Origin of the sequence: Streptomyces sp. NPDC048442, from assembly GCF_040651475.1 — a bacterium.
In the GTDB taxonomy this organism is placed as follows: Bacteria; Actinomycetota; Actinomycetes; order Streptomycetales; family Streptomycetaceae; genus Streptomyces.
This window is the reverse complement of the sequence record NZ_JBEZKB010000003.1, coordinates 178,816-203,016: the sequence shown is the minus strand read 5'-3', so window position 1 is coordinate 203,016 and position 24,201 is coordinate 178,816. Positions and strand designations below refer to the sequence as shown.

The 24,201-nt window shown below is 71.6% G+C and carries 23 protein-coding genes; 13 read left to right on the top strand and 10 right to left on the bottom strand.

Features of this window, described 5'->3' with window-relative positions:
* The first annotated feature begins 161 nt into the window (after positions 1-161).
* On the top strand, positions 162-1,739 hold the full coding sequence (locus AB0D18_RS06850; RefSeq protein WP_362413703.1) for a serine/threonine-protein kinase: 1,578 nt from the start codon (positions 162-164) through the stop codon (positions 1,737-1,739).
* A gap of 15 nt (positions 1,740-1,754) precedes the next feature.
* On the opposite strand, the gene msrB is transcribed toward AB0D18_RS06850, so the two are convergent.
* The 4 genes from msrB to AB0D18_RS06830 all read right to left on the bottom strand — a co-directional run bounded on the left by msrB (position 1,755) and on the right by AB0D18_RS06830 (position 5,150).
* Positions 1,755-2,168, bottom strand: coding sequence for a peptide-methionine (R)-S-oxide reductase MsrB (gene msrB / locus AB0D18_RS06845; protein ID WP_362413701.1), 414 nt, complete (start codon positions 2,166-2,168; stop codon positions 1,755-1,757).
* Positions 2,169-2,219: 51 nt separating this feature from the next.
* Positions 2,220-3,629, bottom strand: a complete 1,410-nt coding sequence (murC, locus tag AB0D18_RS06840) for a UDP-N-acetylmuramate--L-alanine ligase (protein ID WP_362413699.1) — start codon at positions 3,627-3,629, stop codon at positions 2,220-2,222.
* Between the two features lie 51 nt (positions 3,630-3,680).
* Positions 3,681-4,151, bottom strand: a complete 471-nt coding sequence (locus AB0D18_RS06835) for an indole-3-glycerol phosphate synthase (RefSeq protein ID WP_362413697.1) — start codon at positions 4,149-4,151, stop codon at positions 3,681-3,683.
* A 171-nt stretch (positions 4,152-4,322) separates the two neighbouring features.
* On the bottom strand, positions 4,323-5,150 hold the full coding sequence (locus AB0D18_RS06830) for a pyrimidine reductase family protein (protein ID WP_362413695.1): 828 nt from the start codon (positions 5,148-5,150) through the stop codon (positions 4,323-4,325).
* A gap of 103 nt (positions 5,151-5,253) precedes the next feature.
* On the opposite strand from AB0D18_RS06830, the gene zapE reads away from it, so the two are divergent.
* From zapE to AB0D18_RS06810, 4 genes are all read left to right on the top strand, one after another.
* Complete coding sequence (gene zapE / locus AB0D18_RS06825) at positions 5,254-6,405, top strand: cell division protein ZapE (RefSeq protein WP_362413693.1); 1,152 nt, start codon at positions 5,254-5,256, stop codon at positions 6,403-6,405.
* A 41-nt stretch (positions 6,406-6,446) separates the two neighbouring features.
* Positions 6,447-6,872 carry an OsmC family protein gene (locus AB0D18_RS06820; protein ID WP_362413691.1) on the top strand — a complete coding sequence of 142 codons (426 nt, stop codon included), beginning with the start codon at positions 6,447-6,449 and terminating at the stop codon, positions 6,870-6,872.
* Between the two features lie 101 nt (positions 6,873-6,973).
* Positions 6,974-8,380 (top strand): alkaline phosphatase PhoX, encoded by a 1,407-nt coding sequence (locus tag AB0D18_RS06815; RefSeq protein ID WP_362413689.1) that lies wholly within the window; start codon positions 6,974-6,976, stop codon positions 8,378-8,380.
* 207 nt (positions 8,381-8,587) lie between these two features.
* Complete coding sequence (locus tag AB0D18_RS06810; RefSeq protein ID WP_362413687.1) at positions 8,588-9,460, top strand: PPK2 family polyphosphate kinase; 873 nt, start codon at positions 8,588-8,590, stop codon at positions 9,458-9,460.
* Between the two features lie 9 nt (positions 9,461-9,469).
* On the opposite strand, the gene AB0D18_RS06805 is transcribed toward AB0D18_RS06810, so the two are convergent.
* A complete protein-coding gene (locus AB0D18_RS06805) occupies positions 9,470-9,937 on the bottom strand; it encodes a GNAT family N-acetyltransferase (protein ID WP_362413685.1) in 468 nt (155 codons plus the stop codon).
* Between the two features lie 96 nt (positions 9,938-10,033).
* Here AB0D18_RS06805 and AB0D18_RS06800 point away from each other — a divergent pair, with 96 nt between their 5' ends.
* Complete coding sequence (locus AB0D18_RS06800) at positions 10,034-10,939, top strand: polysaccharide deacetylase family protein (RefSeq protein WP_362414066.1); 906 nt, start codon at positions 10,034-10,036, stop codon at positions 10,937-10,939.
* 111 nt (positions 10,940-11,050) lie between these two features.
* On the opposite strand, the gene AB0D18_RS06795 is transcribed toward AB0D18_RS06800, so the two are convergent.
* Genes AB0D18_RS06795 through AB0D18_RS06785 form a run of 3 tightly spaced genes read right to left on the bottom strand, consistent with a single transcriptional unit; the run spans position 11,051 to position 13,319 of the window.
* Positions 11,051-11,719: an ABC transporter gene (locus AB0D18_RS06795; RefSeq protein WP_362413683.1), complete on the bottom strand. Its 669-nt coding sequence runs from the start codon at positions 11,717-11,719 to the stop codon at positions 11,051-11,053.
* Positions 11,716-12,630, bottom strand: coding sequence for an ATP-binding cassette domain-containing protein (locus AB0D18_RS06790; protein ID WP_362413681.1), 915 nt, complete (start codon positions 12,628-12,630; stop codon positions 11,716-11,718). Before AB0D18_RS06790 ends, AB0D18_RS06795 begins: the two co-directional genes overlap by 4 nt.
* An 11-nt stretch (positions 12,631-12,641) precedes the next feature.
* Positions 12,642-13,319, bottom strand: a complete 678-nt coding sequence (locus AB0D18_RS06785) for an AIM24 family protein (protein WP_362413679.1) — start codon at positions 13,317-13,319, stop codon at positions 12,642-12,644.
* A 71-nt stretch (positions 13,320-13,390) separates the two neighbouring features.
* On the opposite strand from AB0D18_RS06785, the gene AB0D18_RS06780 reads away from it, so the two are divergent.
* The 6 genes from AB0D18_RS06780 to AB0D18_RS06755 all read left to right on the top strand — a co-directional run bounded on the left by AB0D18_RS06780 (position 13,391) and on the right by AB0D18_RS06755 (position 20,461).
* Complete coding sequence (locus tag AB0D18_RS06780) at positions 13,391-14,167, top strand: peptidyl-tRNA hydrolase (protein WP_362413677.1); 777 nt, start codon at positions 13,391-13,393, stop codon at positions 14,165-14,167.
* 299 nt (positions 14,168-14,466) lie between these two features.
* Positions 14,467-15,231 (top strand): DUF4142 domain-containing protein, encoded by a 765-nt coding sequence (locus AB0D18_RS06775; protein WP_362414064.1) that lies wholly within the window; start codon positions 14,467-14,469, stop codon positions 15,229-15,231.
* Positions 15,232-15,368: 137 nt separating this feature from the next.
* Positions 15,369-16,748 (top strand): DUF692 domain-containing protein, encoded by a 1,380-nt coding sequence (locus AB0D18_RS06770; protein WP_362413675.1) that lies wholly within the window; start codon positions 15,369-15,371, stop codon positions 16,746-16,748.
* A 5-nt stretch (positions 16,749-16,753) separates the two neighbouring features.
* Positions 16,754-17,785 (top strand): TIGR04222 domain-containing membrane protein, encoded by a 1,032-nt coding sequence (locus tag AB0D18_RS06765; RefSeq protein WP_362413673.1) that lies wholly within the window; start codon positions 16,754-16,756, stop codon positions 17,783-17,785.
* Between the two features lie 118 nt (positions 17,786-17,903).
* Complete coding sequence (locus AB0D18_RS06760; RefSeq protein ID WP_362413671.1) at positions 17,904-18,701, top strand: TIGR04222 domain-containing membrane protein; 798 nt, start codon at positions 17,904-17,906, stop codon at positions 18,699-18,701.
* 110 nt (positions 18,702-18,811) lie between these two features.
* A complete protein-coding gene (locus AB0D18_RS06755; protein WP_362413669.1) occupies positions 18,812-20,461 on the top strand; it encodes an alpha/beta hydrolase in 1,650 nt (549 codons plus the stop codon).
* A 92-nt stretch (positions 20,462-20,553) separates the two neighbouring features.
* Here the strand turns inward: AB0D18_RS06755 and hemQ are convergent, their stop codons facing one another.
* Positions 20,554-21,300, bottom strand: a complete 747-nt coding sequence (hemQ, locus tag AB0D18_RS06750) for a hydrogen peroxide-dependent heme synthase (RefSeq protein WP_362413667.1) — start codon at positions 21,298-21,300, stop codon at positions 20,554-20,556.
* Between the two features lie 4 nt (positions 21,301-21,304).
* Complete coding sequence (hemG, locus tag AB0D18_RS06745) at positions 21,305-22,750, bottom strand: protoporphyrinogen oxidase (protein WP_362413665.1); 1,446 nt, start codon at positions 22,748-22,750, stop codon at positions 21,305-21,307.
* A gap of 190 nt (positions 22,751-22,940) precedes the next feature.
* Here hemG and AB0D18_RS06740 point away from each other — a divergent pair, with 190 nt between their 5' ends.
* On the top strand, positions 22,941-24,014 hold the full coding sequence (locus AB0D18_RS06740; RefSeq protein ID WP_362413663.1) for a DUF4349 domain-containing protein: 1,074 nt from the start codon (positions 22,941-22,943) through the stop codon (positions 24,012-24,014).
* Positions 24,015-24,201: the final 187 nt, after the last annotated feature.

Below are 24,201 nucleotides of genomic sequence, written 5' to 3'. Positions count from 1 at the left end.
GGTCGGGGTCCTGCTCCCCAGGCAGGCCGTAGCCCCACCTCATCGACAAGGCACTCTCGGCGCCCGCGATTACGTAGGCTTCCGCTTCGGGGGAAACGGAAAGGACGCCACCGCGCCCTGGACGCCTCCCGCGGAGCGACCGGAGAGGACGGGGGTACACGGTGCGTGGCGAGGTGCTGGAAGGCCGCTACCGACTGGTGGAGCTGCTGGGGGCCGGCGGGATGGGCGAGGTGTGGCGGGCCGTCGACGCCCGGCTCGACCGGGAGGTCGCGGTCAAGGTCATCGCCCGAAGCTACCTCGCCGACCCCCTGCTGGTGGCCCGCTTCCGTCAGGAGGCCCGAGCCACCGCCCGCCTGACGAGTCCTTTCATCGTGACGGTCCACGACCACGGCGAGGCCGAGGTCGACGGCCGCCCCGTCCTGTTTCTGGTCATGGAGCTCATCGTGGGCCGCCCCATGGAGGCGTTCCCCTCCACGGAGGAACTGAGCATCCGGGCCGTGGTGCTCTGGGGGCTGCAAATCTGCGCCGGACTCGGCGTCGCGCACCGCGCCGGCGTGGTGCACCGGGACATCAAGCCCGCGAACATCATGGTGTACGGCGAGGACGAGACCGACCTGAAGATCTGCGACTTCGGGATCGCCCGGCTCATCGAGGCGTCCGGCCCCGGACTCACCGGCACCGGCGCGACGGTCGGCACCCCGGCGTTCATGTCCCCGGAACAGGCCCGCGGCGAGCAGGACATCGACGGACGCAGCGACCTGTACTCACTGGGCTGCCTCCTGCACGTGCTCCTCTGCGGCCGCCCGCCCTTCGACGGGGCGGGCTGGTCCGTACTCGCCCAGCACCTCAACCGCGAGCCAAAGCCGGCGAGTTCACTGCGCACCGAGGTTCCGGTGGAGCTGGACCGGCTGGTCCTGCGGCTGCTGCACAAGGATCCCCGGCAGCGCCCGGCCACCGCCGAGGAGGTGTCCACGGCCCTGCTCGGCGTACTGGCCGTGCTGGACAGCGCCTCGTCCGCCGCCGCGGACTTCGCGCGGTCCGCCACGGCGGAGAGCCCCCGCTCACCACACCGGGAAACACCCCCGCCCCGCACCCTCCAAGAGGCCCCGGCACCACAGCCCGCTGCCCCGTCCCCTGCCACGCCCGCCGGACCCGTCCCGGGGGTCGGGATGCCGTTCTGGAACGGGCTGCTCACCGCCTGCCTGCTCTACGCCCAGTTCGCCCTGCTGACCGGCTGGCCCGTGCTCTGGACCGTGGTGGTGTGCGTGGTGTCCCTCTGCGCCGTCTTCTTCGTCTCCGCCATGGGGACCCCGGCGGACCGGGCCCGCATCGGAGAATCAAAGCGTCCGCCCGACGACGATCCCTACGGCGCGGACGCCGTCCTCCTCGGCATGGCACTGTTCTGCGTGGTCTGCGCCGTCGTGTTCCTGATCGTCTGGCCCCCGTCCCCGTGGTGGACCGCCCTGCTGTTCAGCATCGCGGGCGGCCCGGCGCTCTACGGCGTCGGCCTGGGGGTGTGCCGCCTGGTCCAGGCAGTACTCCCCCGGCCGAAGTGGCAGACCGCGATGGGCTCGGCGACCGGCCTCCTCAACGGGGTCGTACTGGCCGGCCTGCTGGCCGCGGGCCAAGGCGTTCCGGCCCTCCTGGCCATCCTGAGCGGCACGGGGGCCTGGGTGCTGCTCGCCCCCGTGGTCACGCTGCTGCTCCCCCGCACCGACAACTCGCTCCCGCGGGGCTGAGCACGACAGCCGGACTCAGCTGCCGTCGCCTTCCGGCGTCAGCCGCAGCGAGATCGAGTTGATGCAGTACCGCTGGTCCGTCGGCGTCGGGTACCCCTCGCCCTCGAAGACGTGGCCCAGGTGCGAGCCGCACTTCGCGCAGCGGACCTCGACGCGGCGCATGCCGTGCGAGGTGTCCTCGATCAGCTCGACGGCGTCGGTGTCCTTGGGGTCGTAGAAGGACGGCCAGCCGCAGTGCGACTCGAACTTGGTGTCCGAGCGGAACAGTTCGGCGTCGCAGGCACGGCAGGAGTAGACGCCGGTCGTCTTGGTGTCGGTGTACTCACCGACGAACGCGGGTTCCGTGCCGGCCTGGCGCAGGACGGCGTACTCGGCGGGCGTCAGTTCCGCGCGCCACTGTTCGTCGGGCTTCTCGATGTCGTACGACATGGTGTGCGTCCCCTTCTTGCTGCTGCGCGAACTTCTGCGCGAGTCGCGTCCCTACTTCTGCGCGAGTCGCGCCAGGATCTCCGGGCCCAGGTCCGTCACGTCGCCGGCGCCCATGGTGAGAACCAGGTCGCCGGGGCGGGACATTCCCGCGATCACGTCGGGGATCGCCGACTTGTCGGAGACGGCCGTCACGTCCGCGCCCGCCGCCTTCGCCGCGTCGACGATCACGGTGCTCGTGATGCCGGGGATCGGGTCCTCGCGGGCCGGGTAGATGTCGAGGACCACCGAGGCGTCCGCGAGCGCGAGGGCCTCGCCCATCTCCTTGCCGAGTTCCTGGGTGCGGGAGAAGAGGTGGGGCTGGAAGACGACCAGGAGGCGGGATGCGGAGGCCTCGGAGGCGGTCGCGCCGCGCATCGCTTCCAGGTCGGCGGTCATCTCGGTGGGGTGGTGCGCGTACGAGTCGATGACCTGGACGCCCTGCTCCTCGCCCTTGAGCTGGAGGCGGCGCTTGACGCCCGTGTAGGCGCCCAGGGCGGAGGCCAGGTTGTGGGCCGGGAGGCCGAGGGCGACGCCCGCCGCGAGGGCGGCGACGGCGTTGTGCGCGTAGTGGGCGCCGGGGACCGAGACCGTGAAGGTGAGGAACTTGCCGTTCAGGAGGACGGTCACCTCGCTGGTCAGGCCGCGCGGGGTGATCTTGTGGACCCGTACGTCCGCCTGGGCGGAGTCGCCGTACGTGACGATGTTGAGCATCGACAGGTCGCGGAGGCGGGAGGTCAGCTCGACGGCGCCCGGCTGGTCGGCGTTGACGACGAGCGTGCCGCCGGGGACGACCTTGCCGACGAAGGTCTCGAAGGAGTCGTAGATCTCGTCCATCGAGGCGTAGTTGGCGTGGTGGTCCAGCTCGACGTTGAGGACGATCGCGACCTGGGGGTCGTACTTCTGGAAGCTGCGGTCGCTCTCGTCCGCCTCGGCGACGAAGATGTCGCCCTCGCCGTGCGTGGCGTTGGTGCCGGGGCCCGCCAGGTCGCCGCCGATGGCGTACGAGGGGTCGAGGGCGAGTTCGGTGAGGGCGACGGCGAGCATGGAGGTCGTCGTGGTCTTGCCGTGGGTGCCCGCGACCGCGATCGAGCGCAGCCCGTCCATCAGGGAGGCCAGCGCGTCGGAGCGGTGGACCACCGGGATGTCCAGTTCGGCGGCGCGGACCAGCTCGGGATTGTCGGCGCGGATCGCGGACGACACCACGACGCTCGTGGCGTCGTCCGCCAGGTTCCCCGCGGCGTGCCCGATGTGGACCGTGGCGCCCAGTGCGCGCAGGGCCTCGGCCGTGGCGGACTCCTTGGCGTCGCTGCCCGCGACCTTCGCTCCGCGCTGGGCGAGGATCTTGGCGATGCCCGACATTCCGGCGCCGCCGATGCCGATGAAGTGCGGTCGGTCCAGGGCGGTGGGGATACCGGGTGCCATGCGTGTGTCTCCCATGTGGTGCGGGTGATGGGGGTCCTGAAGGGCCCCAGCCTATTCGCTGTGCGAGAAGAGTTTGAGCACCGGTACGCCGACCTTGTGGCGGGCCCGCGAGGCCCAGTCGCGGTGGAAGAACTCCTCCACGTAGTGCGGCGCCGTCAGGACGATCACCTCGTCCGCACCGGTCTCGTCGACCACCGACTTCAGCACGTCCAGCGGGTGGTCCTCCACCACCTGGCCCACCGCTTCGCTGCCGGCCTGGCGCAGCGCCGTGAGGGACACCGCCAGGGCCTGGTCGGCGAGGGGCCTGGCGTCCGCGCCCTCGGGTTCGCCGCCCTCGCGGACCGCCTCGTCCAGTTCGCCCAGTGCGACGTCGTCGATGGCTCTCAGCAGTACGTCGGCCTGATCGCCGCGTGGCTGCATCAGGACCACGAACGAGACGGCCTCGTCCCCGTGCAGGGTCGTCACGAACTCCACGTCGGCCGCAGTGAGGGGCTTCTCGATCATCAATACGCTCGTGAACACGTCGGGCGCCCTTTCTTCTTCTCTGGCCCGTACGCCTGTGCGCACGGGCCGCTGCGAAACCTTGCGGAAACCATCCTTCCCCGTGCCCGCACGGGGACTGCGAAGTAAGTGTGCCCACCGAGAGCTAACCGGAACGGTGAATTCCGCTATTTGCCGACCCTAGACCAATGATCAATTTTTGCCTGAATTCCGACGGTACTGGGTGTATAGGAACCCGGCCTCCTCCAGAATCGACGCCAGTACGAAGCGATCCGGAACCTCAAGCCCCGGTCCGTCCACGATCCGCTGGGCGCGGCCCGCCGTGAGCATCGGGGACACCGTCAGGCACAGCTCGTCCAGTACGCCGTCCGCGATGAACTGGGCCAGCAGCCGCGGCCCGCCCTCGGTGAGCTGCCTCTTCAGGCCGCGCTCGGCAAGGGCCCGTACCGCCTTCGCGGGCTCCACCCGGCCGCCGTCCCCGGCGATCAGCACCTCGGCCCCGGCCTCGCGGGCCGCGCGGATGCGGTCCAGGGGGGCCGTCGCGCCAGTCAGCACCAGGGTCGGTACGGGCGGGGAGACGAAGAGCGGAAGCGAGAAGTCCAGATCGAGGCTCGCGCTGACGACCGCGATCGCGGGGGCAGGGCCCTGCCCGGCCGCCTGCCGGCGCGCCGCGAAGGCCTCGCGGGCGCGGGCGGGCCGGTAGCCCTCCAGCCGGACGGTTTCCGCGCCCACCACGATCACGTCGGCGAGTCCGCGCAGGGTGCCGAAGATCCGCATGTCGGTGTCGGAGGAGATCGGATGGGAGCGGCCGTCGTGCTGGGCCGCGCCGTCCAGCGAGGAGACCATGTTGGCGCGCAGCCACACCTCCCGGTCCGGGGGGTACGCGTAGGCGTCGGCCAGCGCGTCCAGGCTCCACTCCCCGTTCCCCTCCCCGCCGGGCTCCGGGCCGCGCTCTGCGCCGAGCTCCGTGCCGGGGGCGCGCGCGGGCGCGTCCGGAGCTTCGTGCGGTGTCGCATGCATGGCCGCGTGCGGTGCTGGGCGCGGTGCCGCGTGCGGTGCTACGTGCAGTGATCCGTCGGTCACTGCGTGCGGTGTTTCGTCGGTCACAGGGAACAGGCGTCGCATGGGGGGCAGTCTGGCACGGCGCTTAGAGTGGGCCGTTGTGTCGTCCTCACAGTCCTCTCCGCCGAAGTCGTCGTCCGCGTCCCCGGGCTCCAGCCCCATAGCCGACGCGGCCCCCCTCTCCCTGTGCGCCCGCGAGCCCCGCGTCCCCGCCGACCGGCTCGTGGCCGAGATGGTGCCGCCGCCGCGGTTCGACTCCGTGCGTTTCGACACGTACGTACCCGACCCGAAGCAGCCCAGCCAGACCGAGGCGGTCACCGTGCTGAGCGGTTTCGCGGCGGGGCTCGGGGCGGCGCCGGAGAGCGGGAAGCGGCGCTGGTTCGCGAAGAAGCCCGCGGCGAAGCCGGCCGGGCCGCGCGGGGTGTACCTCGACGGCGGGTACGGCGTCGGCAAGACGCACCTGCTGGCCTCCCTCTGGCACGCGACGCCCGCCGAGCCGTCGCTGAAGGCCTTCGGCACGTTCGTGGAGCTGACCAATCTGGTCGGCGCGCTCGGCTTCCAGCAGACCGTGGCGACCCTGAGCGGGCACCGGCTGCTCTGCATCGACGAGTTCGAACTGGACGACCCGGGCGACACGGTGCTGGTGTCCTCGCTGCTCAGGAGGCTGGTCGAGGCCGGCGTGGCACTGGCCGCGACCTCCAACACGCTGCCCGGCAAGCTCGGCGAGGGCCGGTTCGCGGCCGCCGACTTCCTGCGCGAGATCCAGGGCCTCTCGGCGCACTTCCGGCCGCTGCGCATCGACGGTGAGGACTACCGGCACCGAGGACTTCCACAAGCGCCGGCTCCGTACAGCGACGAGCAGGTCACCAAGGCGGCGTACGCGACCCCGGGCGCCAGCCTGGACGCCTTCCCCGCGCTGCTCGACCACCTCGCGAAGGTGCACCCGAGCCGGTACGGGGCGCTGACGGACGATCTCGGCGCGGTCTGCCTGACCGGGGTCGCACCGGTGCCCGACCAGTCGACGGCGCTGCGGCTCGTGGTCCTCGCGGACCGGCTGTACGACCGCGAGGTGCCGGTGCTCGCCTCCGGGCTGCCGTTCGACCGGCTCTTCAGTGACGAGATGCTGAACGGCGGCTACCGGAAGAAGTACTTCCGGGCGATCTCCCGGCTGACGGCACTGGCCCGGGACGCAAAGGGACTGGTGGCGCAGTAGGTTCGGGGGCGTCACCTTTTCCGCTTCCGAAGGGATTCACCATGGCCACCACCCGTAACGCGCACACCGTCTGGACCGGCAGCCTCATGGAGGGCGAGGGCACCGTCTCGCTCGACTCCTCCAAGGTTGGCAGCTACGCCGTGTCCTGGCCGTCGCGCGCCGAGGAGGCGAACGGCAAGACCAGCCCCGAGGAGCTCATCGCCGCCGCGCACTCCTCCTGCTTCTCGATGGCCCTCTCACACGGTCTCTCCGGTGCGGGTCACACCCCGACCCGCCTCAACACCGCTGCCGCGGTGACCTTCCAGCCGGGCGAGGGCATCACCGGCATCCACCTCACCGTGGAGGGCGAGGTGCCGGGTCTGGACGAGGCCGGTTTCGTGAAGGCCGCCGAGGACGCGAAGGCCAACTGCCCGGTCAGCCAGGCGCTTTCGGGTACGAAGATCACACTGAGCGCTTCGCTCGTCTGACGTAACCACTGAGGCCGTTGTGTCCCGCACTGTTCACGTGCCACCGGTTGCGTGGTACACACGTGCGGGTCACATTCCTGTCCGCCAGCGGGAGTTGCCTCATGGCCGAAACATCAGAATCACTCGTCAACAGCTCTTCAAGACGCCAGGTCCTCGCCCGCACAGGGGCGTTGGGCGCCGGGATCGCCTTCACCGGCGCACTCTCCGAAGTCTTCGCGGGTACGGCCCTGGCCGGACCGCGCGGCGGGGGCCACGGCCGCGCCGGGTACGGGCCGCTGGTGCCCGACCCGAAGGGCCTGCTCGACCTTCCCCGGGGCTTCCGCTACAAGGTCCTCTCCCGCGAGGACGATCCGCTCCGCTCGGGCGAGGGCCGGGTGCCGAGCAACCACGACGGCATGTCGGCCTTCAGGGGCCACCGCGGCCGGGTCCACCTGGTGCGCAACCACGAGAACCGGGTCATCGCCAAGATCCCCGTCCCCACGGTCGAGGGCCTGACGTACGACCCGATGGGCAAGGGCGGCTGTACGGTCCTCACCCTCGACGGCCGGAACAACGTCCTCGACGAGCGCGTCGGCATCGCCGGCACGGCCGTGAACTGCGCGGGCGGGCACACCCCTTGGGGCACCTGGCTCACCTGCGAGGAGACCGAGGACAAGGCCGGCACCAACGGCTACACCAAGGACCACGGCTTCATCTTCGAGGTCGACCCGGCCGACCCGCACCGCACCGGCGCGGTCCCGCTGACCGCGATGGGCCGCTTCCAGCACGAGGCGATCGCCGTCGACCCGAAGTCCGGCATCGTGTACGAGACCGAGGACGCCTTCCAGCGCCCCTTCGGCCTCTTCTACCGCTTCCTCCCCGAGAAGCCGTGCGGCGGGGTGGGTTCGCTGCGGGCCGGCGGCACCCTGGAGGCGATGCGAGTCCCGGGCGTCCCCGACCTGTCCGCCGTCCACGAGACGGGGAAGAGCTTCGGCGGGGTGGAGTGGGTGCCGGTCCCCGACCCGCTCGCCAAGGAGACCCCCATCCGCTTCCAGGACTTCGGCGCCAAGGGCATCACGCACGCCCAGAAGCTGGAGGGCTGCTACTGGGGCGACGGCGTCGTCTACTTCGTCTCCAGCTTCGCCCGTACGAAGGAGGGCTCGGCCCGCGACCACTTCGGCCAGATCTGGAAGTACGAGCCGAAGCGCCGCCGCCTCACGCTGGTCGTGGTCTTCGGCCCTTCGACGGACATCCAGCTGCCGGGCGAGTCTCCCGACAACATCTGTCTGGCGCCGAGCGGCGGGCTGATGGTGTGCGAGGACGGGGACGGGGCGCAGCACGTGTACGGGCTGAGCAGGAAGGGCCAGGTGTACGCGATGGCCCGCGGTCGGCAGAACATCGGCACGCCGGAGAAGCCGGAGTGGGGCGAGTTCGCGGGAGTCACGTTCTCGCCGGACGAGTCGACGATGTACGTCAACTGCTACACGCCGGGGACGACGTTCGCGGTGACGGGGCCTTGGGACGACTGATGCCCTGGTGAGTGGGCCTCCCGGGGGGCGGGGGACATGTGCGGGCGCGTCTGTGGCTCGTCGCGCCCGCGCGGCGGAGCCGCAGATCCGGCACAGCCCCGCGCCCCCAAAGGGACGCCCCTCACGCGCCCAGCGACTCGCGCACGGTCCCGATTCGGCGCACGATCGAGTGGTCCGCCTCGACGACCACGCCGGAGGACTGCCCTCATGCCCAAGAAGCACAAGCAGCGCGCCCAGCTCGGTCCCGTACGTGACGCCCTGCGCATTCCTCCGGCCTCGCACGTCTCCCTCGCGGTGCGCGCGGCGGACGCCACCCCGGTCGGCCCGCAGGACAAGGCTGCGGGGGTGGCCGCCGCCGCTCTCCTGGGCGAACGCCTCGGCGTGCTCCAGGAGCGTCTGTACGCGTCGAGCACCGCCGGGGACCCCCGGCGGGTCCTGCTGGTACTCCAGGGCATGGACACCAGCGGCAAGGGCGGCACGGTCAAGCACGTCATCGGCCAGTTCAACCCGTCGGGCTGCCGGATCCGCGCGTTCAAGGCGCCGACCGAGGAGGAGCGCGCGCACTCCTTCCTCTGGCGCGTCGCCAAGGCGCTCCCCGCGGCGGGCGAGATCGGCATCTTCGACCGCTCGCACTACGAGGACGTACTGATCGGCCGGGTCCGCGAGCTCGCCCCGCCCGAGGAGATCGAGCGCCGCTACGACCAGATCAACAACTTCGAGAAGTCCCTGACCGACAGTGGCATCACCCTCGTCAAGGTCTTCCTGCACATCAGTTACGAGCAGCAGAAGCGCCGGCTGCTCGAACGGCTCGACAATCCGGAGAAGTACTGGAAGTTCAATCCGGGCGACATCGACGAGCGCGCCCTGTGGCCCGCCTACCAGCAGGCGTACGAGATCGCGCTCCGGCGGTGCTCGACGGACGCGGCCCCCTGGTACCTGGTCCCCTCCGACCGCAAGTGGTACCGGAACTGGGCGATCAGCAACCTGCTCCTGGAACACCTGGAGGCGCTGGATCCGCAGTACCCGACGGCCGCCTTCGACGTGGCGCAGTGCCGTCACCGACTGCTCGAAGTGGGGTGAGCCGGGGGTTCAGAAACGGATGACGAGCTCGGGGCGGTCCCAGAGCACGGCGGGCGGGTTCGCCGCAAGAGTGCCGACCGGTTCGGCGCCGACGCTGCGGTAGAAGCCCTCCGACGGCGGGTGCGAGACGATCCGCACCTCCGTCAGACCCGCCTCGCGGGCGCGCTCGGTGAGGTGGGCGAACAGCCGGCGGCCGATGCCCAGGCCCTGGGCCGCGTCGGCGACGAACATCAGGTCCAGCTCGGGCGGGTCGAGGACCAGCGAGTAGAAGCCCAGCACCTGCCCCTCCCCGGACTCGGCCGCGTACACCTCGTGGTGCTCGATGTAGTCGGGGCCGACCCGGTAACCCGCGATCATCGACTCGTACGGGCCCTCGTAGGCACGGGAGGTGCGGACGAGGCGGGTGAGGCGCTTGGCGTCGCGGGCGGTGGCCCGGCGGATGCGGATGGCGTCGTTCGACGTAACGTCTGAGGTCACTCCGAGAGTATTACCTGCGCGGGGCACGCCGTGCCGCAGCCGTATACGCGGGAAATGATCGGCTACTTTCCGTGAGTGACCACTTTTGTACGAAGAATGCTCGCAGCGGCGGTTCTGGGTGCGGTCCTCACGGGGTGCGGGACTGACGGGTCCGACGGGACCGGTGACGGCAGCAGCGCACCGGAGGCGCACCGGTCGCCCTCCGCGTCCGTATCTCCGCCCGTATCTCCGCCCGTATCTCCGCCCGTGTCTCCGTCCCCTGCGTCGCCTGCCCCGACCGCGCCGCCCACCGTCGCCGCCGGGCCCGGCGGTCTCACGCCCGTCTTCGAACGGGCCCGCAACCACCGCAACAAGGCCGTCGGTCAGGAAAAGGTCGTCGCGCTCACCTTCGACGCGGACATGACCGCGGATCAGGGCCCGCGCGCGGCGCGCGGCGAGCACTTCGACAATCCGGAGCTGATCGCCTCGCTGCGCCGGTGGAAGGTGCCGTCGACGGTGTTCATGACGGGCCGGTGGGCCGAGGAGTACCCGGCCCAGGCGCGCTCGATCGGCACCGACCCGCTCTTCGAGATCGCCAACCACTCGTACAGCCACCACGCCTTCAAGTCGCCCTGCTACGGGCTGCCGACCGTGGCCCCTGACGCGATGAAGGCGGACGTGGACCGGGCGTTCGCGGCGTTCCGGAAGGCGGGGGCGCGCAATGTGGTGCCGTACTTCCGCTTCCCGGGCGGGTGTTACGACGACCGGGCGCTGCGCATTCTCGGGCCGGCCAAGGTGACGGCGGTGCAGTGGGACGTGGTCAGCGGTGACGCGTTCGCGACGGACGCGGACGCGGTGGCGGAGCAGGTGCTGGCCGGGGTGAAGCCGGGATCGCTGGTGGTGATGCACTGCACGCGCAGCGCGGCGCCGGTGACGGAGAAGGCACTGCGGCGGGTCGTGCCGGAGTTGCGGAAGAGGGGGTACCGGTTCGTGAAGGTGTCTTCTCTGATCGGGCAGCAGTAGCGCTTAGCTGGATTTGCCGCGAGATGTCGTTGCTGACCTGCGGCGCCGTCGTGGCTGGTCGCGCCCACGCGGCGGAGCCGCAGATCCAGTACAGCCCCGCGCCCCTCAACACTAGGTGCGTCGGGAGGAGAGGCGGCAGGCCACCGTTCCCGCCGCCGCCGCGAGCAGTGTCGCCACGGCGAACGGCAGCAGTGGAAGCGTCACCGTCGCGGTGTGCGACCCGCTGACCAGGCCGGTCACCGCCGCACGGGCGGGCGAACCGGTGGTGACCAGTACCAGCAGCGCACCGAGCGCGGTGAGCGCGATGCTCCAGCCGGTGCCGCGCAGCAGCGGCCAGTTGCACAGCGCGCCGACTGCCGTGCCGAGCAGCACGCAGGTGAACGCGGCGAGCAGTCCGGCCGCGGCGGCGGTCAGCGGGGAGACGCGGACACCGCCGTCGGTGTCCGCCCACTTGCTGATCAGCACCACGAACACGGTGCCCAGCGCACCGAGCACCGCCGTGCAGCCGGCGGCAGCGAGCAGCGAGGCGAGGTGCACGCGGGCCGGGGTGGTGGCCGCGGCGGCGCAGTGCCGGGCGGCCGGGGGTTCATTGGTGACGCAGACCCGGACGAGCCAGGCGGCGACGGGCAGCAGGACGGCGGCGCCGTAGCCGAGCGAGTCGAGGACGGGCTGGCCGCCCTGGACGCCGATGGCGAGGAAGGCCGCGTAGAGGAGGACGGGGGCGATCCACCGCTGTGACCTTGCGAGCAGGGCCAGTTGGTACCGCAGCAGTGCGTTCACGCCTGTTCCCGTTCCGGTTCGTGGTGCTCACTGTGCGCGGGTACGTCGTCCGGGTACGCACTGCGCACAGGTGCGTCGTCCAGCGCCACGACCTCCTGTACGTGCCAGGGCGGCCGGGCACCGAGGAGCGCCCGCAGCACCCCGTCGGAGTGCACCGCCGCCACGGTCAGCGCCGTACTTCCGTCGGGCCGCGGCGTCGCCGACGGCGTACCGGGCAGCCCCGCCGGCACGGCGGATCCCTGCGGCCCGACGGCCAGGATTCGTACCCACGACCCCGAAGTGACGTCAGCAGCAAGGGAGTTGACCGGGGCCAGCCCCAGCCCCTCCACCTGGTAGGCCGCGTCCACGACTCCCGCGAGCCGCCGCGGGTCGTGGTCGACGAACGCGACCGTCGCCCCGGCCGCGACGCGCTCCGCCACCGCCCGGTCCAGCTCTCCCCTCGCCGTCTCGTCCAGACCGGTCCACGCCTCGTCGAGCACCAGCAACTCCGGTGCGGCAAGCAGGGCTTGGGCAACGGCGACCTTCTGGGCGGTGCCCTTGGAGAGTTCGGAAACCGGGGTACGGGCGTGGCCCGCCGCGCCGAATCTCTCCAGCCACTCCCCCGCCCGGTCTCCGGCCTCGGCCCGGCCAAGTCCGTGGATGCGGCCGAGGTGGACCAGGTAGCCGAGCGCGGTGAAGGGCAGGCCGGCGGGAAAACGCTCAGGGACGTATCCGACCGTGCGGGGGCGGCCTTCGACCCGGCCCTCGGTGGGTGCGTCGATCCCGGCCAGCATCCTCAACAGCGTTGACTTTCCTGTGCCGTTGGCACCCTGGATACGCACCAGGGTGCCGGGCGCCAGCTCCAGTTGGACCCCGCGGAGCACCCATGCCCCGCCCAGTCCGTAGCGACGCCCCGCGTCGAGGAGTTTCACGCCTGTGTGCTTCAGTTCGCCGTCGCCTTCGGCTGGGTGAGCTCACTGGGACGTACGATCACGAACCCCTCGCCCTGCAGCATGAGTTGCACCGCCTCGCCCGAGCCGCCGCGGATCATCGAACCGACCGACTGCGAACGGTGCAGCGAGGTGTTGAGCTGGGCGCTCCAGCCGACCACCGCGTCCGTGTCGACGTACACGGGCAGGTGCCCGGTGACCGGGATGACCAGCGGGTTGCCGTCGCAGACGACGGCGAGCTTGCCGTAGCCGGTGAAGAGGCTGTTGAAGAGACCGCCGCCGGTCATGCCGGCACCCTTCACCATCTTGATCTCGTACGAGAGCGAGGCGTCGAAGCACAGCACGTTGCGGCCGTTGACGGTGAGGGCGTCGCCCTGCTCCATGTCGACGATGAAGCAGTTCTGCGCCTCGTGCGCGAACCACGCCTCGCCCTGGCCGCGCACGGCCATCAGCGGCAGGCCCTCGCCCGTGACGGCCCGCTTGAGCATGCCGCCGATGCCCTGGCCCTTGCGCTCGAACTGGAGGTTGCCTCGGTAGGCGATCATCGCGCCCTGCCGGGCGTGCATCTCGCCGTTGACGACGTACTTCACCGACTTGGCGTTCTGCAGGGTCATGCCGGCGACGGTCGCCGGCTGGGCCATGTTCTCTGACGCAAAAAGATCGCTCTTCATGGGCACATCCTCGCGCGCCCGGTTTTGGTCCCACAAGGAGCACGGCGTCATGCCCTGGCAAACTTGGCCGAATGACCAGCAACGACACCCCTGATCCGCGCCCCTCCACCGATCCCGGCGCCACTCCCGATCCGCACGCCACTCCCGATCCGCGCGACGATGCGCCCCAGTACGTGCTCCCCCTCGTCGTGCACATCGAGAAGGCCGATCCCCCGGCCCGCACCGACGCGTTGGAGACGGCGGCGCGAGCCGTGCTGGTGATCCTGTCCGACGAGCGGTCACAGGGGGACGGCGAGGACGCGGGCGAGTGGGCCCGAGCGATGCGGGACTGGCAGGACGCCCGGATCCGCAAGGTGGTGCGGCGGGCGCGCGGCGCCGAGTGGCGCAAGGCGTCGGCGCTGCCGGGGATCACGGTCAATGGCAAGGCCGCCGAGGTACGGGTCTTCCCGCCCGTACCGCTGGACGGCTGGCCGAAGGAGCTGGCCAAGCTCCAGGTGTCGGGGACCGATCTGGACGACCCCCAGGAGCCCGGCGAGCCGGACCCCGGGGTGCCGGTGCTGTGGATGAATCCGCATCTCGACATGTCGGCGGGCAAGTCGATGGCGCAGGCCGGGCACGGTGCGCAGCTCGCCTGGTGGGACCTGGACGGAGCGGACCGGGCCGCCTGGCGCGACGCGGGCTTCCCGCTGTCCGTGCGTACGGCATCGGAGGCACGGTGGCGGGAACTGACCACCTCCGGCCTGCCGGTGGTGCGCGACGCGGGCTTCACGGAGATCGCCCCCGGGCCGACCGTGGTCGCCGACGGAAACGGCCGCTTCGACCTTCTCCGCCGCACACCCCGGCCGTGACCGGTCTTCCGCACCCCACCCGCCACAGCTGACCCGCCCGCCTCCCGGGCCACCCGCGTCACGCGTGAACGCGTCGCGTGCATCACACGTACCCATGAATGCCGCCAAGTCCCTGAAGGATCAAGGTACTTGGCGATTGATTCGACGGCGTACCGAAGCACCGCACACCACGCATGACGCACCGCGTACCGAAGCACCACGTACCGCGCATGACGCACCGCGTACCGAAGCACCACGTACCGCGCCCGGGAGCAGCCTTGTCCAGGTCCACCGCCCTGTCCACGCCCGTTTTCGCCCTGTTGCGCCGCATCAACGGCACGGCGCTCGTCGTCGCCGCCCTGCTCGCCACACTCGCCGCGCTCGCCTTCCCCCTCTGGTCGTACGCCGACCGCACCGGCACCGGCCAGGCCGACCTGGCGGCGTCGACCGTGAGCACCAAGTGGGGGCCGCTGTCGGCCGTCGACCGGGACCTGCTGGTGAAGGTCCGGCTGGCCGGGCTGTGGGAGCTGCCGGCCGGGCAGCAGGCGATCGAGCGGGCGCCCAGCCAGTCGGTCAAGGCGGCGGGGGACCATCTGGTCGTCGGGCACACCGACCTGGACGCACGAGCCCGTTCGGTGGCCTCCCAGCTCGGCGTGGAGCTGCCGAACCAGCCGACCCCGGAGCAGCAGGGCTGGCTGCGCGAGCTGACCGCCTCGACCGGGACGACGTACGAACGCCTCTTCGCCAACCTGCTCCGACGCGCCCACGGCAAGGTCTTCGCGGTGATCGCCCAGGTCCGCAACAGCACCCGCAACGCCCTGATCCGGCAACTCGCGGACGCCTCCAACCAGACCGTCCTCGACCACATCACCATGCTGGAGGCGACCGGTCTGGTCGACTTCGACGCCCTCGCCAACGAGGCGGCGGACGGTGCGACCGCCAGCCCCACGGGACCACCCCCGCCGGCCCCCGGCGGGCAGGTCCCGGTCCCGGCCCCGGCGGCGCCGACGGGCACGCAGACCTTCACTTCGATGCCGTCCGGGCCGCCGGTGGGCGAGATCGGCAGCCCGGCGGCACGGCAGTAGTCCCGCCCGCGACGCCAGGGTCGGAACCTCAAATCAACCTCTGAACGTCCACTCCTCGGGGTTCGGCGCCGCGTGCCGGGGCCATGACCCCTTCACGCAGCACGCAGGGCGCGGCACGGAGGAACACAGGGGGACACATGGACCGGCGGACACACCTCGGGGTCGGTATCGGCTGGCGTCCGGAGATCGCGGACACGATCGAGGCGCTGCCCGGCATCGACTGGGTGGAGGTGGTGGCAGAGAACATCTGCCCCGGCCATCTCCCCGACTCCCTGCAGCGGCTGCGCGCCCGGGGCACACGGGTGATCCCGCACGGCGTCTCGCTCGGCATCGGCGGCGCGGACCGGCCGGACGCCGGACGGCTGGCGGACCTGGCGGCGCGCGCCCAGGCGCTGGGGGCGCCGCTGGTGACGGAGCACATCGCGTTCGTACGGGCGGGCGGCCCGCAGACCGCCTCGCCGGTCCTGGAGGCGGGCCACCTCCTCCCCGTACCGCGCACCAGGGACGCCCTGCGCGTGCTGTGCGAGAACGTACGCATCGCGCAGGACCAGCTGCCGGTGCCGCTCGCGCTGGAGAACATCGCGGCCCTGATCGCCTGGCCCGACGAGGAGTTGACGGAGGGGCAGTTCCTGGCCGAGCTGGTGGAGCGCACGGGGGTGGGCCTGCTCATCGACGTGGCCAACCTGCACACGAACCACGTCAACCGGGGCGAGGACCCGGCCCGCGCGCTGGAGGAGCTGCCGCTGGAGTCGATCGCGTACGTCCATGTGGCGGGCGGCATGGAACGCGACGGCGTCTGGCACGACACGCACGCCCACCCGGTGACCGAACCTGTTCTGAAGGTCCTCGACGCGTTGCGCTCGCGGGTCGCACCGCCGGGCGTGCTGCTGGAACGGGACGAGAACTTCCCGGCTCCTCAGGAGCTGGCGGCCGAGCTGGAGCTGATCCGCGAGAGCGCGCGGATCTCCACCGGGCGGCGGACGGAGACCCCCTCCACGACGCCCCCGCCCACGCCCGCATCCACACCCACATCCGCACCCACACCCACACCCACACCCGCACCCGCATCCGCGCCCACGCCCGTACCTGCACCCGCCCCCGAAGCCGCCCGGCAGCGTCTCGCCCTGTCCCAGACCGCCCTCCTCGACGCCCTCGTCGGCGCCGGGCCCGTGCCCGAAGGCTTCGACGGGCAGCGGCTGCGCGTGCAGGCCCGTGCCCTGACCGCCAAGCGTGCCGACATCGTCGCCAAGGTCGCCCCCGAGCTGCCGCAGATACTCGCCGCCGCGCCCGGCGCCGGCTACCGGCCCGCCTTCTTCTCGTACGCGAAAACCCGCCCGCTCCGGGCCGGCTACCGCCGCGACGCGCTCGACTTCGCGGAGCACGCCCTCGTGCACGCCACACTGGACCCGGCCGCGCGCCGCGCCCTCACCCACTGGTGGCAGGACCGGACCGACGCCCGGCCGCCGACCCGCCTCGCCCGCCTCGCGCGGTCCGCCGCAGCCCTCGTCCGAAGGTGACCGCCATGTTCGACAGCGCCCTGGCAGGCCTCGTCACTCTCGCCGTCGCCGTCTCCACGGTCCTCCTGATCGTCACCCTGGCGGCAGCCCGGAGACGGCCCGGCTGCGGGGACGCCACCGTGCACGACACCTGCGAGGCCGCGTTCCTGATCGGCGGCCCGGGGCGGGCCGTGGACACCGCGCTGACCGCCCTGCACACGGACGGACGGCTGTCCGTCGGCGGACCGGGCATCGTCGTCCTGCACGGCAGGACGGCCCACGACACGGTGGAACGCGCGCTGGTCCAGGAGTACGACGCCGCACCCCACGGGGCACTGCACACTCTGCGGACCGCGACGATGCGCCACCCCGCGGTGCAGGAGATCGGTGACGAACTCGCCGCGCGCGGGCTGCTGCTGGCCCCGCAGGAGACCCGCACCTGGCGGCGCTGGGGGCTGATCCAGGGCGTGGTGTGCCTGCTCGGACTCCCGGTCGCCGGCGTGTACACGGTCTACGTCACGCTGACGGAGCTCGATTCCCGGCTCCCGTTCACCGATACGGTCCCCTTCTTCGTCCTGGTCCTGCCCGCGCTCCTCGTCGGCACGGTGCTCGGGTTCGTCATGGCGTCGTTCGCCAAGCGACGGCTGACCGTCGCGGGCCGCAAGGCGCTGCTCGCGTACCACTCCGACCAGGCGAACCTCTGGTCCCCTTCGCAGCAGATGGCCGTGGGAGGCATCCGTACGCTCACCGACGCCGGCCTGCGCGCCCAGCTCCACGCGGCGATCCGCACCCGGCCCCACCCCGTCCCCGCCTCGTCCCAGGGGAGCACGTCGACCCCCGCGGTGCTCGTCTGGTGTGCCGGAACGATCCCGGGCAGCGGTCCCGGCGCGTCCTGCGGGGGAAGCGGCGGCTGCGGCGGCGGAAGCAGTTGTTCCGGTGGAGACGGCGGCTGGGGCGGCGGATCGAGCTGCTCGTCCGGCTCGAGCGGCAGCAGTTGTAGCAGCAGTAGCAGTTGTGGCGGGAGCAGCAGTGGCAGCAGTTGCAGCAGCAGCTCCTGACCTGGCAAAACACCCACCCGGTCACACTTCCCCCACTCTCGGTAACGGATTCACAACACCCCGCTCACATGACGGGCACACCATGGCGCAGGGCCCTTGCCTCGCATAGAAATCCGCCATGTTCTGGGTCCTGTTCCTCCTCGTCTCCTGGCTCGCGGCCATCGCCGCCTGCGCCCGGCTCTGCCTCGCCGCTACCGCGGTCGCGGCCGTCGACCAGGCGGTGCCCGATGTCCCGCCCCTGGAGGCCGGGTTGACGCTTCCCGAGGCGGCCTTCCTCAGCGGCGGCCCGGACCGGGTCGCCGATCTCACCCTGGTCTCCCTGCACAGCGGCGGCCGGCTGCTGCTCGCCCACACCGGCTGGACGACCGTCGTCGACCCGCAGGGGAGGAACGCCCTGGAGCGTGCGGCGATCGACGCCGCCGGGCCCGGCGGGCAGTCCCGTACGACAGCGGTACGGGACGCGGTGGCCGCGGCCGGCGCCGTGCGGGAACTCTCCGCGCGGCTGGTCGCGTCGGGCCTCGCCGTACCGGCGCACGCCCGGCACGCGGTGGCCGCCGGGGTGCGGACGCTGCGCGGCGCGACCGTCCTGATCCTTGCACTGGCCGTGGTGTCGGTGGGCGTACTGCCTCAGGATCCGGCGGAGCGCGGGCGGGCCGCGCTGTGGTTCTCGCTGCCGCTGCTGCTCACCCTCGGCACTCTCGCCGTCGCCCGCATCGAGGTCCACCCGTACACCCAGTGGGCCACCGCCACGGGCCGCGCCCGGCTGCGGGAGCTGCCGCGCGACACGGACCCCCTCCACGACGAGCACGCACTCCTCGTCTCCGTCGCCCTCTCCGGCACCCGTGCGATACCCGACCCGGAGCTGCGCACCGCACTGGCCGCGCCGCATCCGCGCCCCGCGCATCGGGGTCAATGACACCGACACGCACACAGGTGCTTTACATCGTCAACTACCTTGCCAAGTATCCCTTTTGTCCACCATGGCAATCGGCGCCACGACAGATCGGCGCAGAACAAGGGATCGCGATGAGAGCACTAGCGCTGTACGGAGCCGCCACCACCCTCGGTTCCCTGGTCCTGACCGCCCTCACCGCGGCCCCGGCGGGCGGCGCCGCCGCGCCCGCGGCCTCCGCGTTCCCCTCCTTCCAGGGGGCTCCCGAGGCGCACGGCACGGAGCTGGCCGCCGGGCGCGCCCTGGCCGCCGGCGTGAAGTTCGGCAAGTGCCCGGCGTCCGAGGAGCTGCCGGCACCGATCCAGTGCGGGACGGTCAAGGTCCCGCTCGACTACGCCGCGCCGCACGGCAGGCAGATCGAACTGACCGTCAGCCGCCTGAAGGCCTCGGGCAAGGACCCGAAGACCAAGAAGCCCGTCGCCCGCCAGGGCGCCCTGCTCTACAACCCCGGCGGCCCCGGCGCCTCCAGCATGTACTTCCCGCTGGTCTCCGGGATGCCCGAGTGGAAGAAGATCGCGTCGGCGTACGACCTGGTGGGCTACTCGCCGCGCGGCGTGGCCCGCTCCGCCCCGCTCTCCTGCATGGACCCCAAGGACTTCACCGCGGCGCCCACCCAGTCGCCAATCCACCCCTCCGACTCGTACAAGAAGGAGCGGATCGCCCGCGCGAAGACCTACGCGCAGGGCTGTGCCCGCAAGGCGGGCGCCGCACTCCGCCACTACCACTCCCTCAACAACGTCCGCGACCTGGACGTGCTGCGCGCCGCCCTCGGCGAGCGGAAGCTCAACTTCATGGGCGCCTCGTACGGCACCTACTTCGGCGCGGTGTACGCGACGCTCTTTCCCTCGCACGTACGCCGGATGGTCTTCGACTCGGCGGTCAACCCCGACCCTGGCCAGATCTGGTACCGCAACAACCTCGACCAGTCGGCCGCCTTCGAGAGCCGCTGGGAGGACTTCCGCACCTGGGTCGCCAAGCACCACAAGACCTACGGCCTCGGCGACACCGCGGAGGCGGTGCAGCACAGCTACGCGAAGGTGCGCGCCGAGCTGTCCCACAAGCCCGCGGGCGGCAAGGTCGGCCCCGGCCAGCTCCAGGGGGCCTATCTGCAGGCGGGCTACTACGACGACGTGTGGGCGATGCGCGCCACGGCCCTCTCGCAGTATCTGAAGGGCAATCCGAAGCCGCTGATCGAGCAGGCCGCACCCCGCCCCGAGGCGGCGAAGGACGAGGAGAACGGCAATGCCGTCTACACGGCCGTCGAGTGCAACGACGCACCGTGGCCGACCGACTTCGAGACCTGGGACCGCGACAACTCGCGGCTCGCGGAGCGCGCCCCGTTCGAGACCTGGGACAACGCGTGGATGAACCTGCCGTGCGCGTACTGGTCGGCGCCCCGGCAGCAGCCGGTGGACGTACGGGCCGCGAGGGGCGCGCTGCCGCCGACGCTGATCCTGGCGGCCGAGCGTGACGCGGCGACGCCGTACAAGGGCGCCCAGGAGCTGCAGAAGCGGCTGCCGGGCGCGGCGCTGGTCACCGAGAAGGACGCCGGTACGCACGGCATCGGCGGCGGCGCGAACGCCTGCGTCAACAGGCACATGGAGGCGTACCTGCTGACCGGAAAGACGCCGGTGCGGCGCGCTGCATGCGCGCCGCACCAGGAGCCGAACCCGGTGTCGCTGGACAGGCACGCCCTCCCCAAGAGGATTCCGGCGGCCGTCTGATCTTCCGGGCTGGGGTGGCGTTCCTGGCGAATACGCGCCAGGAACGTCACCAAGTCATGATGCACGTACGGGACTTGTCCGTACGTAGTGGGTCAGGCGAGGCCTGCCACCAGGTCCGCGACATCCTTGCGGCGCCCGGTGTAGAAGGGCACCTCCTCGCGGACGTGCATGCGCGCCTCGGAGGCCCGCAGATGGCGCATCAGGTCGACGATGCGGTGCAGCTCGTCGGCCTCGAAGGCCAGGATCCACTCGTAGTCGCCGAGCGAGAACGAGGCGACCGTGTTGGCACGCACGTCGGGGAAGCCGCGGGCCATCTTGCCGTGGTCCGCGAGCATCCGGCGGCGGTCCTCGTCGGGCAGCAGGTACCAGTCGTAGGACCGCACGAAGGGGTAGACCGAGACGTAGTCGCGCGCCGTCTCGTCCGCGATGAAGGCCGGCACGTGCGACTTGTTGAACTCGGCGGGGCGGTGCAGCGCCATGTTCGACCACACCGGCTCAAGGGCGCGGCCCAGCTTCGTACGGCGGAAGAGGTTGTACGCGCTCTGGAGCTCGTCGGAGGTCTCCGCGTGCCACCAGATCATGACGTCGGCGTCCGCGCGCAGCCCGGAGACGTCGTACGTGCCGCGCACGGTGACGTCCTCGGCGGCGAGCTTGTCGAAGAGCGCCTGGACCTCGTCGGCGTAGCCGGTGCGGTCCTCCGGCAGCACGTCGCGCAGCTTGAAGACGGACCACAGGGTGTAGCGGATGACCTCGTTGAGGTCCTTGGCCTTCTTGCCGGCGTTCGGGGCCTTGCCGGTGGCGGCGGGGGCCTCGTTCGCAGCGTTCTCCTGAGCAGTCATGTGGCTATTGTCCCGCGCCGTCTGCCGTGCCCTCCACCAGGGTGGGCGTGGCCAAGATCTCTTCCGCGATCTCGTCGGCCGCCCGCTGCCCGCTGCCCACGCACGCGGGGATTCCCACGCCGTCGTAAGCGGCCCCGCAGACCCGCAGTCCGGGCAGCTTCGCGACGGCCTCGCGGATGCGGGCGACGCGGGAGAGATGGCCGACGGGGTACTGGGGCAGGCCGCCGATCCACCGGGTGACCCGGGTCTCGACGGGCTTCGCGGCGAGCCCGGTGGCGGCGCCCAGGTCGCTCAGCGACACGTCGACGAGGTCGCAGTCGTCGCGGTGCAGGTGTTCCTCCTCGCCGTACCGGCCCACCGAGGTCCGCAGTACGAACAGGTCGGGGGCGTGCTCGCTCACCCATCCCCACTTGCGGGAGGAGAAGGTGGAGGCCTTGATGGTGTGCCCGTCGACGGGCGGCACCAGGAACCCCGACCCCGCGGGCAGCACGGCGTCGACGTCCTTGCGCGAGAACGCCATGGTGACGAGCGCCATCGACGCGTACTCGACGGCCGACAGTTCGACCGCCGCGGCCGGGGACTCGTCGGCGAGGAGCGCGGAGGCGGACCAGGCGGGGGCGGCGAGGACGACGCCGTCGGCCTCGATGGTCCCGCTGTCGGTACGGACGAGCCAGTGGGATTGCGTGCGGGTCAGCGCCAGTACGGGCGTCTCGGTGAGGATCCGGCCACCCCCGGCCCGTACCGCTTCGGCGACAGCGCCGGGAAGCGTGCCGATGCCGCCGTCGATCCCCATGAAGACGGGCCCGGTCTGCTGGTTGGCCGCGGCACGCCGCTGCAGCTCCCGTACGCCCTCCATCAGGGAGTCGTACGACGTGGCCGCGTCGTACAGCGTCGGTACGGCGGCCCTCATCGACGTCCGGTAGACGTCCCCGGCGTACACGCCGCCGAGCAGCGGCTCGACGAGCCGGTCGACGACCTCGCGGCCGAGCCGGGCGGCGACGTACTCGCCGATCGCCATGTCGTCGCCGACCTCGGTACGGGGCAGGTCGCGGTCCTGCTCCATCCGCGCGAGCCCCTCGCCGGACAGCACCTCGGTGAGCACGGCCGGATCCCCCGGCACGCCCATCACATGCCCCTTGGGCATCGGGGTCAGCACACCCCGGTTCCAGAGGGAGGCGGTGGCGGTGGACGGCGGCTGGAGCCGGTCGCCGAGCCCGACGGCACGGGCGAGTGCGACGGCCTCGGGCCGTCTGGCCAGCATCGATTCGGCGCCGAAGTCGACGGGGGCGCCCGCGATCTCCCCTGCCTCCAGCTTGCCGCCGAGCCGGTCCGTGGCCTCCAGCACGGTCACCCGCGCGCCGGAACCAACCAGCCGGTGGGCGGCGGCGAGCCCGGAGATACCACCGCCGACGACGACCACGTGTGCCTTGAGCCCATCCGTACCGTTCATGCCCCCACTCTCTCAAACCCCCTGCCGAGTCCCGTCCGTGACCGGTTCGGAGCCGCTTCGGAACCGGAAATGGGCAACCCCCGCCCCCGTCCCGTACGTCGAACCGGCAACACCCATCACCATCTTCGGGGGGACCGGAATGCGTGCAGCAGTACGTACGACAGCTCGTGCGGCAGGACATCGAAGGCGCATGTCCTGGGTGGGAGCGGCGGTGGTCGCGGCAACACTCGCGGCCGGAGGCTGCGGGGGCGGCGGCAGCGACGCGGGCAACCAGAAGGCGGACGCGGCGGCGGCACCGCAGAATCAGAAGCCCGCGGAGCGGGGCACGGGCGCGGGCTCCGCGGCCAAAGACCAGGCGAAGCCCGGCTCGCCCGCCGTCGGAGCCGGGCAGCCGAAGGCCCCTTCGGCCGCCCAGACGCACGTCATCCGTACCGCCGAACTCCACATCCAGGTGCCCAGTGCGACGGCGGCACTGGCCAAGGCCCGTACGACGGCCGAGTCGGCGGGCGGCCTGGTCGGCAACGAATCGACCGAACGCGACTCCTCGGGCCACGTCTCCTCGCGCATCTCGCTCCGCGTCCCGCAGAACGAGTACTCCGCGACGCTGACCGCGCTGGAGAACAGCGGCGGCAAGCTGCTGGCCCGCAAGGCGGAGGCGAAGGACGTCACCGACCAGGTGGTGGACATCACCAGCCGGATCAAGTCGCAGCGGGTGAGCGTGGCGAGGGTCCAGCAGTTCATGGACCGTGCGACGAAACTTTCGGACGTGGTCTCACTGGAGGCCGAACTCTCCACCCGCCAGGCCGAGTTGGAGTCCCTGATCGCCCAGCAGGCCTCCCTCAAGGACAGCACTGGCATGGCGACGATCACCCTGGTCATCTCCGAAATCCCGCCGAAGAAGAAGCCGTTGGCACCGGCGGACGACGAACCGGGATTCGTCGACGCGCTGGACGGCGGCTGGCAGGCGTTCCTCACGACGGTGCGGTGGATCGCGATGGTGGTGGGGGCGGTGGCACCGTTCGCGGTGACGCTGGTGCTGCTGTATCTGCTGTGGCGCCGGGTACTGGCCCCGCTCTGGGAACGCCGCACCCCGAGGCGCCCCCGGGGTGCTGCCTCGGGCCCGGTGTTCCCGTCGTACCCGTCGGCACCGGGCGGGCGGGTGCCGTGGAGGCCGGAGGAGCCGCAGACACAGTCACCGACACGAGAGCCGGAGCGGGCTCCGGAGCCAGAGCCCGCTCCGAAGCCGGGGCCTGCATCGGAGTAGCCCCAGCGGGGGCGGGGAACTTGCGGCCGGGGGGCGAGCTCCGCGTAGGGCCGCCCCCGGGAGGCGGCCCCGCTGCCCAAGAGGGCTGGCGGGCTTAAAGGGGCTAGGGGCTAAGAGGCAAGCAGTTAGGGGCGCGGGGAACTGCGCGACCAGCCACAACGCACCCGCACGACGCCCACCAACCCTC